We start from the raw sequence: 12,799 nt of genomic DNA on the forward strand, positions 1-12,799 counted from the left end.
ATGTGAGGTATTTTCAATGCGTTTTCGCCGTCGGGTGTGTGTCTGAGGTGGTGGTCCAGATTTGACGACACTATTTTTATGACGAATACGAAGGGGCTTTCGGGCCCCTTCAATTTTGTGATGATCAAGTACCGCGGCTTGCGGGTTAACGCTTAACCATTGTCGATTTGGCACGTCGGTATCGTGTCGGTATCGCGACTGTTTCGCGGAGGTGCGTTTTTTTGTTAACTCATGTGTTAACAAGGCCCGCGGCGGAAGCACACAGCGGGCCTTGTTGTGGTGTCAGGCAAAGACGCGTTTGGGCTCAAACCGCGCCGCGGTGTCGCGGGTCAGCTCTCGACGTTTGAGGAACCCTCGGGCGGTGGGGCCGTAGGTGGCCGCACCTTTGCCGGTCAGAAGCGCCGGGAAGAGATGGGCAATCTCGCGCTGCTCTGCCGTGCCGAGGGCGCCCATTGCCATGGGGCCGGGGTAGAAGCTTTCCGACGGGGCACCGTCGGCGATGATGACCTCGTGGCGCCCAAACATCAGGTGATAGTAAGTCACCTCACGCACGCCTTGCGCAATGCGAAAGCCGGGGCCGCCGTTGCGGGCCAAGTGAATGGCGCGCGCCAACTGCGGTGTGTCGCCGTCTTGCGTGGTCATCATGCCGTGCTGTGGCGAAACCAGCATGTCCCGATCGTTGCCAAGCGCGCCAGCGCGGATGTGCACCGGGCGCAGTTTCGGGAAGGCTAGCAGGTCCGCTTGTGTCAGATGGCGTTTGCCAATCCAGACAATCGGCTGTGGTCCGTGATCCAGCGTTTGTACCCTGTCCCCCACACGCAGATGTTCGATTGGGATTTCGCCGCTCGGTATGGTGATCATTGCGCCGGTGGTGAAGCAGGGGATGCCCATCGCGTGCAACATCGGCTTGTCGAGGATTTCGGGGTCGACGCCCATGAGTTGGACCGTTTCGCCGTTGGGGAAAGACAAGATAGCATGGCCCGTGCCGTTGTCCTGGACGGTCACGTCATGAACTGTCACCGGCTCACCAGCTGCGTTGTGCAGCTCGGACACGTCCAACTGGTCAAACTCTTCGCCACCAATTTGGAAATCGGAAATCGTGTCAACGCCACTGCCATCGTCGAGTACAAAAGTGTCACTTCCGTCACCGCCAGAAACGCTGTCATTACCACTACCAGCTGCGATGGTATCATTGCCGCTGGTGCCAATAATGGTGTCATTGCCGCCTCCGGTGACCCAAGTAGCGCCTTCGCTTGCGGCCGATCCATCTATGGAGTCTGCGTTTTCGGTGGTGTGGATTTCTTCGATGCTGGTGAACGAGCCACTGACGCCGCCGGTTTCGAAGGTGCCAGTAGCGTTGCCGGTGAAAGTGACGGTTGCACCTGTATCGTAGTCGCCCGCGTCGATATTGAGCGTATCATGCATGGCACCGCCGTCGATGGTCACCGTGTTTGTGACATCATCGTCGTCGGTTTCTTTTTCGTTGTCGTCTCCCGGCATGACTGCGGGCTCTAGAACGTCATCGTCAACCTCATCATCAGCCGCATCCGCGTCATCTTCCAACGGAGGATCATAGACATCAATTTCCGCGACGTCGTCATCGTCGTCCAAACTGAGTTCAAAACCAGGCAGCTCGGCTATGGCAGGTTCGACTTCGCCAAAACCGCCAAGGTCCAGGACAGCAGCCTCGAGTTCGTCGTCGTCGCTGTCCGCGCCAGCTGTGGCAGACACATTGAACACATCGTTGCCGTCCCCACCGTGAAGCTCATCGTTGCCGGAGCCGCCGGTGATGGTGTCGTCGCCTTCATCGCCATAGATTGTGTCGTCGCCGGTGCCACCGTCTAGAACGTCATTTCCTTCTTCGCCAACAAGCTCGTCGTTGCCGTCTCCGCCTTCGATACTGTCATCGCCGGTGCCCGCCCAGACCTCGTCATCGCCGCTGCTGCCAATGAAAGTGTCATTGCCGCCGACCAAAGAGGCCAGCTCTCCATCGGTTGACGCGCTGGCGTCGATGTAATCATCGTTGGAGGTGGTGTTGAGCATTTCCACATTGGCGAAGGTGCCGGAAGCGTCGCCCAAAGAGTAAGAACCCGCATTGTCGCCGCTGTAGGTGACATTCACGCCCGCGTTGGTGTTTGCGGCGTCAAAATAGACCTCGTCCCACCAGCCTTCGCCGTCGACATTTGTGACGTCGTCGGACTCGTCAATGTAGAAGTTGTCGTTGCCGCTGCCGCCTTTCAGTTCGTCGTTACCGCTGCCGCCGTAGATGTTGTCGCTGCCGTCGCCGCCATCGATGGTGTCGTTGCCATCGCCCCCGTAGATGTAGCTGTCGCCGCTGCCGCCAATGATGGAGTCGTCCCCACCAAAGCCTTCCAACGTCTGGAAGGTGGTCACGTTGGTGGCGTCGATGGTGTCGCCAAAGCTGGTGCCGGCGATGTGTTCAATGCCGTCAAAGCTGCCGGAGCCATCGGTGCCTTTGAAATCATAGGTGCCGGATTTGTCGCCGGTGAAGGTGACGTTCACACCGTCCGTAGACGTGGAGTTGGAGAAGCCCACCAAATCCCAGCCGCTGGCGTCATCGCCGCCGTCGATGACCGCGTTGTGCTGAGTGTCGGTCACCCAGACCTGATCGGAGCCGTCGCCGCCAATAAAGGTGTCGTCGCCGCCTGCGCCATACATGGTGTCGTCACCGGTCCCGCCGGTGATCTGGTCATTGCCGCTACCGCCGATGATGACGTCATTGTCAGCGCCGCCGTCGAGCGCGTTGTCACCCGAGCCGGTGGTCCAGAGACCTATTTGGTCATCGCCTTCGCCACCGTAAATGCTGTCGTTGCCATCCCCAAAGACAACGGTGTCGTTGCCGCCGCCAGCGAAGACCATATCGTTGCCGGTACTGCCATAGATATCGCTATCGGTGTCATGGATGACATCGTCGCTGTTGTCCAAATCCCGGATGGCATCGTCTCCACGGCTGCCCTCGAGGGCTTCCGTGAAGCTGTCGATATAGCCAAGACTGTTGCCTGGATCGACATTTGAGTCGTCGGGCACGAAGTAGGCCTGTCCGTCTTGCGTATAAAATGTGCCGGTGATTGTGCTTGTGCCTGGGAAGGCCACGGATCCGGTGCCGATTGGCATGTCTTCTTGTGTGAAAATGCTGGCGCCGCCAAGCCCAGAGTCAATTTCGTCCCCGGTTCCCAGTCCGTCTGATCCCACGTCGAGACTAACCAAATACCCCGTAAAAGTCGTCATTCCACTCACTCCTTAGTGTCCTTGGTCGTAGGAGGAGGGGCTTAATGAGGTCCTAAAATGCACTTTTTGCGAGAGTTTCATGAATGTGAAATTTGCCTCGGATTGGAGTGGGATTTTGTTTTAATGCAAAGGGTTAGGGTTAAGCTTTGGTAAGCGATGGCGGGCAGGGTGGCTAAGTTTTTCCGCTGGGGTGAGTTTTTGACGGAAATGAAACGCGCGGCTTGATAAGGATCAAGTTGCTGGAGGGTGAGGGCGGCTACTAAGGGCGCAAGAAATAGTTCTTGAGAGCGCCCAATGTCCTCCGATTCGCCTACCTGCGCACGCCTGAGCCGGTCTTTGACCGGGCTGTTGGCTGTTGTCGCGTTGGTGGTGCAAATGATGGTGCCACAGATGGCCCATGCCAATGCAAGTGGCGATCAAAGTGGCGATTGGATCGAGATTTGTGCGGATGCCGGACCGGTGATGGTGCGGTTGCGGGAAGATGGCTCCGTTGAAAAGCGCGCGCCGCAGTCTCCGAGCCACGGCGGCTGCCCCAAATGTCTGACCTGCGTGACGTGCGCCGGTGTCTCCGGAATTGATGCCGGCGTTGTTGCTTTGGGCGCAGCTGATGGCGTTGCTATGTCAGTGGTGGTGTGCAAGGCGGACTCTGCTGTGTTTGTCAGCAAGGCGTGGGAGCGCCCGATGACCCGCGGGCCGCCGTGTGGGCCCCAATATAAAAATGAAATGGCCCGCGCGGGCCATGTGATGACAGCGAACCCGACAGAAGGAGGTGCGCTGTGATTGTGAAGCGCGCATTTACGACCTGGGTGTCTGCAATTGTCTGTGCCTTTGGGCTCATGATGGCAGATGTAGCCAAAGCCGACAGCCTGGCGTCTTTCCTAACAGAGTTAGATCCTGCCGAACTGGCAGAGGGGGCCGACGCGTTTGGCCCGGTGCGCGAGGACGTGAAAGTCGCGCCTGTGCTCAAGGGCGGCGAGACCGTGGCTTGGGCGTTTTTGACCTCTGATTTTGTCGGCACCACCGGATATTCGGGCAAGCCGATCCATGTGGTCGCAGCCATTGACGACGACGCAGTGCTGACCGGTGTGAAGCTGGTGAAACACAGCGAGCCAATTGTGTTGATTGGCATTCCCAACAGCAAAATGGTGACGCTGACCGAAGGTTACGCTGGTCTTGACCTGAAGGTTGAGGCGGAAACAGGCGGCGAGGGGCATGATCTCGATATCATCTCCGGCGCCACTGTGACGATCATGATCATTGACGACAGCCTTGTGCGCGGCGGCATCAAAGTGGCGCGGGCCTTAGGCTTGGGTGGGCTTGCGGTGCAAGAAACCGGCCCGAAGCGTGAGCTGGACATGGCCAATCAAGCGGTTCAGGACTGGACCACATTGGCAGGCGACGGCTCTGTGCGGCGGATGACGCTGGATGTGGGGCAAGTCAACCAAGCGTTTGCCGAGATGGATGACGAACGCGCTGCAAAACGCCCAGAAAAAGGTGAGTTGGACGACACGTTTATCGACATGCATATGGCACTGGTGTCTGTGCCGTCGATTGGCCGCTCGCTGCTGGGTGACAATGAATATGAAAACCTTGTTGAATGGCTTGATGAAGGTGAACACGCCATTCTGGTGTTGGGTCGCGGCAAGTATAGCTTCAAAGGCTCCGGCTATGTGCGGGGCGGCATCTTTGACCGTATCCAGCTGATCCAAGGCGACAACTCGGTGCGTTTCTTTGACAAACAGCACCGCCGTCTGCGGGCGTTGGAAACCACTGACAGCCCAAGCTTTGTCGAGCTGGAGCTCTTTAAAATTCCGGCGGAAGCGGAGTTTGATCCGGCGCAACCGTTCCGTTTGCAGCTTCTGGTGCAACGCTCGGTGGGCGCGCTTGACCGTGTCTTCCTGACCTGGGACCTTGGGTATCGTCTTCCTGATGACTACCTGCTGCCTTTGCCTGTGGCGGCAGTTGTAGACAGTGCTGCGGATGAAGCGGCGGCGAAGGCCGCTTTGTGGCAGCGCATCTGGAAAGACAAAGTCACAGAAATTGCCATCCTTGGCGTGATGCTTCTGGTATTGACCGCTGTCTTCTTCTTCCAATTCCAAGCCACTTGGAACGCGCGCCGGTTCTATTGGTTCCGGATTGGCTATCTGACGTTCACGCTGTTCTTCATTGGGTGGTATGCCAATGCGCAGTTGTCAGTGGTGAATATCATGGCGCTGGCAAATTCGATGCGTTCGGGTTTCACCTGGGATGCCTTCCTGATGGATCCGCTGGTGTTCATCCAATGGTTTGCCATCGCTGCGGCGTTGCTGTTCTGGGGCCGCGGGGCCTACTGTGGCTGGCTGTGCCCGTTTGGTGCGCTGCAAGAGCTGACCAACCAAATTGCGCGTTACTTCAAAGTGCCGCAATGGACCCTGCCGTGGGGGCTGCATGAGCGCCTGTGGCCGATTAAATACATGATCTTCCTAGGACTGTTTGGCGTGTCGCTGGCGTCTTTGGAAACTGCGGAGCAACTGGCCGAAGTCGAGCCGTTCAAAACCGCGATCATTCTGAAATTTGTACGTGACTGGCCGTTTGTTGTGTTTGCCGGATCGTTGCTGGTGGCGGGGCTGTTCATTGAACGCTTCTACTGCCGCTACCTGTGCCCACTGGGTGGGGCACTCGCGATCCCTGCGCGTATGCGCATGTTTGATTGGCTGCGTCGCTACAAAGAGTGCGGTAGCCCGTGCCAGACCTGTGCCAATGAATGTCCGGTACAGGCCATTCACCCAACCGGGGAAATCAACCCCAACGAATGCGTGAACTGCCTGCATTGTCAGGTGCTCTATCAGAGCGAAGCCAAATGTCCTGTTGTGATCCGCCAGCTTAAGCGGCGCGAGAAAACGGGCTCGGCTGAGATCAAGATTCCGAAGAAATCTGCTCCGGCCAATCATCCAAATGCAAAGACTGCATAGACCTTTAAGGAGGGAACAATGTCTGAAGACCTGAAAAATATGAAAGTCAGCCGTCGTGGCGTGATGGGCGCGGCAGCGACCGGCGCGGTTCTGGCCGGTACCGGTGTGGGTTCACTGGTCGGTGGCGCTAGCCCAGCCGCCGCCGCTGGCAAGGCCTCCATGGCGCCAGGTGAACTGGACGAATACTACGGCTTCTGGTCCTCCGGCCAAAGTGGTGAACTGCGTGTGCTCGGCGTGCCATCCATGCGTGAGCTGATGCGTGTGCCTGTGTTCAACCGCTGTTCCGCAACCGGTTGGGGCCAGACCAATGAATCGCTGAAGGTTCTGACCGAAGGCTTGACCGACAAAACCAAAGAGTTCCTCGCCGCAAACGGCAAGGTGACCTACGACAACGGTGACCTTCACCACCCACACATGTCCTTCACCGACGGCACCTACGATGGTCGCTTCCTGTTCATGAACGACAAAGCCAACACCCGTGTGGCGCGTGTGCGTTGTGACGTGATGAAGTGTGACAAGATCATCGAGATCCCGAACGCACACGACATTCACGGCCTGCGTCCACAGAAATACCCACGTACCGGTTATGTGTTTGCAAACGGCGAGCACGAAGCACCGCTGGTGAATGACGGTAAAATCCTGAACGAGCCAGAGAAGTACGTAAACATCTTCTCGGCGATTGACGGCGACACCATGGAAGTGGCGTGGCAGGTGATTGTTTCGGGTAACCTCGACAACACCGACTGTGACTACCAAGGTAAATACGCCTACTCGACTTCCTATAACTCCGAGATGGGCATGACCCTGGCGGAGATGACCGAGAGCGAACTGGACCACGTTGTTGTCTTCAACATCGCGGAAATCGAGAAAGCGATCGAGACCGGCGACTATCAGGAACTGAACGGCGTGAAGGTTGTGGATGGCCGCAAGGGCTCCAACAAAAACTACACCCGTTACGTGCCAATTCCAAACTCGCCACACGGCATCAACACCGCACCAGACGGCAAGCACGTCTGTATCGCTGGTAAGCTGTCTCCAACCGTCTCCGTGATGGATGTGACCAAGCTGGACGACGTGTTCTACAAAGACGCCGATCCACGCTCCGCAATTGTGGCAGAACCACAGTTGGGTCTTGGCCCACTTCACACCGCGTATGACGGTCAGGGCAACTGCTTCACAACCTTGTTCCTCGACTCTCAGGTTGTGAAATGGAACCTTGAAGCGGCTGTGAAACAGTATGCCGGTGAAGATGTGGATCCGATCCTTGAGAAAGTGGATGTGCACTATCAGCCGGGCCACAACTCGACCTCCATGGGTGAAACCAAAGAGGCCGACGGCAAGTGGCTGATCTCGATGAACAAGTTCTCCAAAGACCGTTTCTTGAACACCGGTCCTTTGAAACCAGAGAACGAGCAGTTGATCGACATCACAGGCAGCGAGATGAAAGTGGTGCATGATGGGCCAACTTTTGCCGAACCGCATGACAGCATCATTGTACGCCGTGACATCGTGAACCCGAAAAACGCCTATGACCGTAACGACCCAATTTGGGAAGATACCCGCAAGCAAGCGGAAGCGGACGGCGTGGATCTGGACGACTGGCAGGATCAGATCATCCGGGACGGCAACAAAGTGCGCGTCTACATGTCGAGCCAGGCGCCAAACTTTGCCATCGAGGACTTCACTGTCACCGAAGGCGATGAGGTCACTGTGATTGTCACCAACCTGGATGACATTGACGATTTGACCCACGGCTTCTGCATGGCGAACTTTGGTGTGGCGATGGAAGTGGGCCCACAGGCGACCGCTTCTGTGACCTTCACCGCTGCTCGGGCCGGTGTACACTGGTTCTACTGCCAGTGGTTCTGCCACGCGCTGCACATGGAAATGCGCGGCCGGATGTTTGTTGAGCCAAAAGGTGCATAAGTCATGATGAAATGGTCCCTTTCCGTTGTGTTTGCTCTGTTGGCCTCCGCTTCTTTGGCGGCTGACTGGGACGTGCCGTTGCGGGACGGGGCCATTTCCGAGACACTGGCGCAGGCGGAGGACGGTGACGTGCTTCGCCTCGCTGCTGGCACCTACAATGAGACGGTGGTGCTGGACAAAACCGTGACGCTGGACGGGCAGGGCCATGCCACCCTTGATGGGCAGGGCAACGGGTCTGTGATTACAGTGACAGGCGACGATGTGGTGGTGCGCGGGCTGACAGTGGTTGGCTCTGGCGATCGGCACGAGGACATCGACAGCGGTATTCAGTTGAAGAAAACTGCCTATGCGCCGCAGATTTTGGACAATGTATTGCTAGGCAACCTCTACGGAATCGACATTCACGGCGCCAAAGATGCGCTGGTGGCGGGCAACCGTATTGAGGGACGGCAGGACCGGTTGATGAACCGCCGCGGCAACGGGATTTATGTGTGGAACGCACCCGGCGCTGTGGTTGAGAAAAATGACGTGAAATGGGGGCGCGACGGGATTTTTGTGAACTCGTCCAAGCGCAACATTTTCCGGGACAACCTGTTCCGCGAGCTGCGCTTTGCGGTGCACTATATGTATGCGGACCGCTCCGAAGTGACCGGCAATGTCAGCATCGGCAATGATCTGGGCTATGCGGTGATGTTCACAACCCATGTGAAGGTCAAAAACAACGTGTCGATCAATGACCGCGAACATGGGGTGATGTTAAACTATGCCAACCGCAGTGAGATCACCGGGAACTATGTGAAGGGCGCCAAGGAGAAATGCACCTTCCTCTATAATTCCAACAAGAACGATTTCTCCGACAACTGGTTTGAGGGCTGTGGCATTGGCATTCACTTTACAGCTGGTTCTCAGGACAACCGGATTGTGGGCAATGCCTTTGTGGGCAATCGCACGCAGGTGAAATTTGTCTCCACCAAGTGGCATGAATGGTCCGAGGAGGGCCGTGGCAACTACTGGAGCGACAATGCAGCCTTTGACGTAAACGGCGACGGGTTTGCGGACAGCCCCTATCGACCAAACGACTCGATGGACCATGTGCTCTGGAGCCAACCGGCGGCAAAAATGCTGCTCGGCTCACCTGCGGTGCAGATGGTGCGGTGGTCGCAATCAGCTTTTCCGGCGTTGTTGCCGGGGGGCGTGATTGACAGCCACCCTTTGATGAAACCCATTCGGCCAGCGGCGGCCGAGAAGGTGGACCAAGATGGATAAGATCCTAGACATACAAGGCCTCGTGAAAGATCGGGGCAAAACGCGCGTTTTGCATGGGGTGGACCTCACGGTTTCCTCTGGCGAACGGGTGGCCCTGCTCGGCCACAATGGTGCAGGCAAGTCGACGCTGATCAAAACGGTGTTGGGCCTGACCAAGATGGGCGGTGGCAGTGTGAAGATTGCGGGCCACAAGCCGGGCAGCGGAGCGGCACGTGCGGATACGGCGTTTTTGCCGGAGGCGGTGAGTTTTCATCCGGCTTTGACAGGGCGTGAACAACTGACGTTGTTTGCAAGGCTTGCGGGGCAGAAGGCTGATATTGCCGGCTTGCTGGAGCGTGTGGGGCTGGCGGATGCGTTGGACCGGCGCATTGGCACCTATTCCAAAGGCATGCGGCAACGTCTTGGTTTGGCGCAAGTGCTACTGGGTAAACCCAAGCTGGCTTTGCTTGATGAGCCGACCAGCGGGTTGGACCCAATTTCCCGCCAAGACCTCTACGCCATCATTGACGAGTTGGCTGCGGGCGGCTGTGCCGTGCTGATCGCCAGCCACGCATTGACCGAAGTTGAGGCGCGCACGGATCGGATTGCGATTATGCGCAAAGGCCATTTGGTGGCCGATGACACGTTGGCAGGTCTGTCTGCCAAAGCTGGATTGCGCACCAAGATGCGTGTGCGCGCCACTTCGGACGCCGAAGCGCTGGTTCAAGTCACTGGCGGGCGTCGTATGAACGGCGCCTCGGTGGAAATCGAGATCGACGCCGCAGGCAAAATGGAAATGCTGCGTAAGATTGCCGAGATGGGCGGCGCGGTGGCGGATGTGGATATCACCCCGCCACGGCTCGAAGACCTGTATAGATTTTATGCCAAAGAGGAGTTGCACTGATGCGGTTTCTGGCAATTGCACAGGCGGAGATGCGCATTTTGGCGCGCAACCGCTGGTTATTCATGGCAACCCTGATCATGGTGCTGTTTGCGCTGGCGCTGACCTTTGCAGGTAGCGCGCCCACCGGCACTCTGGGCGTGGACATGCTGACGGTCTCCGTGACGTCGATGACCACCCTGTCCGTTTATCTCGCGCCTCTGTTGGCGCTGATGATGGCGTTTGATGCCGTGGCGGGGGATGCGGAACGCGGCTCTTTGGGCCTGTTGCTCAGCTATCCAGCCGGACGGGGCGAAATCCTGTTGGGCAAGTTTGCGGCGCACCTTGCGGCACTGACCATCGCCATGACCATTGGCTTTGGCACGGCGGGGGCCATCGCAGCCTACATGGGCGGCGCAGGGCAAGACAGCGTTTTGGCGCTTCTGCGCCTTATCGGCACCTCGGTGCTGTTGGGCGGCGTGTTTCTGACATTGGGATACATGGTGTCTTCGCTTGCGAAATCCGCCACGGCGGCCGCTGGCATGGCCGCAGGTCTTTGGCTGATCTTTGTGGTGCTGTATGATCTAGGTCTGCTGGGCGCAGTGGTGATGGACACTGGCGGCTGGTTCACCGAGACCCTGTTCCCCTGGCTGATGGTGGCCAATCCGGCGGACGCCTTCCGTCTGTGGAACATTGCCAGCTCTGAAAGCGTGGCCTTGGCCAGTGGTATGGTTGGTGCGGCTTCTGCCTTGCCAAGTTGGGCGGCTCCGTTGTCTCTGGCAATCTGGCCTCTGTTGGGCTTTGCTTTTGCCCGGCTGGCCTTCCGGAGGGTGGAACCATGAGACTACCCTTGATTGCGGCCGCGCTATTGGCTTTGGCCGCCTGTAAGGAAGAGGCCGCTGTGGCGCCACCTGATCCGGTGCCCTTGACCGAAGAGGCGCTGAGCTTCTTTTGTCAGATGAATGTCGCGGAACATGGCGGGCCCAAAGGCCAGATCCACTTGGAAGGCTATCCCGCGCCGCTGTTCTTTGCGCAGACTCGCGACATGGTGGCCTATCTTAAAAGCCCCGAGCGGGACGCCAAAATCATCGGCGTATACGTGAGCGACATGGGCGAGGCGCAATCTTGGGCGCAGCCGGGAATCGAAAACTGGGTGCTCGCAGAGGGCGCACATTTTGTGGTTGGGGCCAAAGTGGCCGGTGGAATGGGCGCTCAGGAGGTGGTTCCGTTCAAAGAACTGCAAGATGCGGCAAATTTTGCGACCCAATGGGGTGGGCAAATTATGTCATTGGATGCTATTCCCACCGAAGCAGTCCTTGGACCGATAGATTTAGATCAGACGTTGGAGACCCCGTCATGACCCGTTTGAACCGCCGCCGTTTTCTGACCATCGCCGCAGCGAGCGCCGCTGTGCCTGCGGGCATGGCCGTTGCCGCAACCGAAACCGCCACCTGGTCTGGTATTGCGCTGGGCGCGCCTGCCCAGATGAAGATTGCCGGTATGAGCGCCTCTGAAGCGGCGCCAATCTTTGCCGCGGTGGAAGCTGAGCTGTCCCGTCTGGAAGGCATCTTCTCCCTCTACCGCGACAGCGCGCTGACCACGCTGAACCGTGACGGTGTTCTGTCCGCGCCTGCGCCAGAGCTGTTGGAAGTGCTGAGCCTGAGCGACAGCATCAACAAAGCCAGCGGCGGCGCGTTTGACCCATCCGTGCAGCCGCTGTGGCTGGCCAAGGGTGGCAAAGGTGACGTCTCCAATGCGCAGGGCCTCGTGGGCTGGCAGAACGTGCAGTTTGACACAGCTGCTGTGAAGTTTGACTCCGACGGTATGGCGCTGACCCTGAACGGCATCGCGCAGGGCTACGTCACCGACCGCGTTGTGGCGCTGATGAAAGATGCAGGCCTGACCAATGTGCTGATGGATATGGGCGAAGTGGCTGCTCTGGGCACCAAGGCGGATGGCGCTGGCTGGAAAGCCGGTGTGGCCACGCCAGAAGGTGACATCGTTGCCCGCGTGACCCTGACCGACCGTGCGTTGGCAACCTCCGCGCCGTCGGCCACTGTTCTGTCCGGCACCGAAGGTCACATCTTCCTGCCAAACGGCGCAGCAAGCGTTCAGGCGCTGGCCTCTGTGTCCGCACCAAAGGCCGCTGTGGCAGATGCGCTGTCCACCGCGCTGTGCCTGATGGATGAGGCCGCTGGCCGCTCCATGGTGGATCAGTTTGCCGGTGCGCGCATCGAAGCGCTGGCCTAAGATAAAAGGGCGTTTTGCCCAGAGAATTTGGGCCTCTCGCACTGACGTGCGGGGGGCTTTTTTTGTGCCTGTTAAGCTGTGCCTGCACTGCGGGTTTCATGCGGAACGCGTGATTGGACTGGCTTTGAATTTTGCGCTTTTTGCCCTCGTTTCGGGATCCAATATGTGAAGGTCGCGCCTAAGTACTTCAGGGGAAATAGTAAAATTTACCATTCCGCTGGAAGCCATCACATGGCAGGACATTTGTAAGCCTTCTGTTAAGGATCATTTCCCTAGATTGGTATCGGAATTCTATACC

At 57.9% G+C, this 12,799-nt stretch carries 9 protein-coding genes; 8 read left to right on the plus strand and 1 reads right to left on the minus strand.

Annotated features, from left to right (window positions below):
* Positions 1 to 282 precede the first annotated feature (282 nt).
* Positions 283 to 3,249, minus strand: coding sequence for a Hint domain-containing protein (locus Q0955_RS17775; RefSeq protein ID WP_299427110.1), 2,967 nt, complete (start codon positions 3,247 to 3,249; stop codon positions 283 to 285).
* A gap of 294 nt (positions 3,250 to 3,543) precedes the next feature.
* On the opposite strand from Q0955_RS17775, the gene Q0955_RS17780 reads away from it, so the two are divergent.
* Genes Q0955_RS17780 through Q0955_RS17815 form a run of 8 tightly spaced genes read left to right on the plus strand, consistent with a single transcriptional unit; the run spans position 3,544 to position 12,501 of the window.
* Entirely contained in the window at positions 3,544 to 4,029 is a 486-nt protein-coding gene (locus tag Q0955_RS17780) for a DUF2946 family protein (protein WP_299427113.1), read from the plus strand.
* A gap of 56 nt (positions 4,030 to 4,085) precedes the next feature.
* Positions 4,086 to 6,200: a NosR/NirI family protein gene (locus Q0955_RS17785; RefSeq protein WP_299427603.1), complete on the plus strand. Its 2,115-nt coding sequence runs from the start codon at positions 4,086 to 4,088 to the stop codon at positions 6,198 to 6,200.
* A gap of 18 nt (positions 6,201 to 6,218) precedes the next feature.
* Entirely contained in the window at positions 6,219 to 8,126 is a 1,908-nt protein-coding gene (gene nosZ, locus Q0955_RS17790; RefSeq protein WP_299427116.1) for a TAT-dependent nitrous-oxide reductase, read from the plus strand.
* Between the two features lie 6 nt (positions 8,127 to 8,132).
* Entirely contained in the window at positions 8,133 to 9,392 is a 1,260-nt protein-coding gene (locus Q0955_RS17795) for a nitrous oxide reductase family maturation protein NosD (RefSeq protein WP_299427606.1), read from the plus strand.
* Entirely contained in the window at positions 9,385 to 10,275 is an 891-nt protein-coding gene (locus Q0955_RS17800) for an ABC transporter ATP-binding protein (protein WP_299427118.1), read from the plus strand. The genes Q0955_RS17795 and Q0955_RS17800 overlap by 8 nt, the downstream gene beginning before the upstream one ends.
* Entirely contained in the window at positions 10,272 to 11,093 is an 822-nt protein-coding gene (locus Q0955_RS17805; protein WP_299427609.1) for an ABC transporter permease subunit, read from the plus strand. The genes Q0955_RS17800 and Q0955_RS17805 overlap by 4 nt, the downstream gene beginning before the upstream one ends.
* Positions 11,090 to 11,611 carry a nitrous oxide reductase accessory protein NosL gene (locus tag Q0955_RS17810; protein ID WP_299427121.1) on the plus strand — a complete coding sequence of 174 codons (522 nt, stop codon included), beginning with the start codon at positions 11,090 to 11,092 and terminating at the stop codon, positions 11,609 to 11,611. Before Q0955_RS17805 ends, Q0955_RS17810 begins: the two co-directional genes overlap by 4 nt.
* Entirely contained in the window at positions 11,608 to 12,501 is an 894-nt protein-coding gene (locus tag Q0955_RS17815) for an FAD:protein FMN transferase (protein WP_299427124.1), read from the plus strand. The genes Q0955_RS17810 and Q0955_RS17815 overlap by 4 nt, the downstream gene beginning before the upstream one ends.
* Positions 12,502 to 12,799: the final 298 nt, after the last annotated feature.

It is taken from the genome of uncultured Shimia sp. (genome assembly GCF_947493595.1).
Classification (GTDB): Bacteria; Pseudomonadota; Alphaproteobacteria; order Rhodobacterales; family Rhodobacteraceae; genus Shimia.

Excerpts from the sequence above, each read along its gene's own strand:
- nosZ (WP_299427116.1), top strand. The coding sequence starts at position 6,219 with ATGTCTGAAGACCTGAAAAATATGAAAGTCAGCCGTCGTGGCGTGATG.
- Q0955_RS17785 (WP_299427603.1), top strand. The coding sequence starts at position 4,086 with ATGATGGCAGATGTAGCCAAAGCCGACAGCCTGGCGTCTTTCCTAACA.
- Q0955_RS17810 (WP_299427121.1), top strand. The coding sequence starts at position 11,090 with ATGAGACTACCCTTGATTGCGGCCGCGCTATTGGCTTTGGCCGCCTGT.
- Q0955_RS17800 (WP_299427118.1), top strand. The coding sequence starts at position 9,385 with ATGGATAAGATCCTAGACATACAAGGCCTCGTGAAAGATCGGGGCAAA.
- Q0955_RS17780 (WP_299427113.1), top strand. The coding sequence starts at position 3,544 with ATGTCCTCCGATTCGCCTACCTGCGCACGCCTGAGCCGGTCTTTGACC.
- Q0955_RS17815 (WP_299427124.1), top strand. The coding sequence starts at position 11,608 with ATGACCCGTTTGAACCGCCGCCGTTTTCTGACCATCGCCGCAGCGAGC.
- Q0955_RS17775 (WP_299427110.1), bottom strand. The coding sequence starts at position 3,249 with ATGACGACTTTTACGGGGTATTTGGTTAGTCTCGACGTGGGATCAGAC.
- Q0955_RS17795 (WP_299427606.1), top strand. The coding sequence starts at position 8,133 with ATGAAATGGTCCCTTTCCGTTGTGTTTGCTCTGTTGGCCTCCGCTTCT.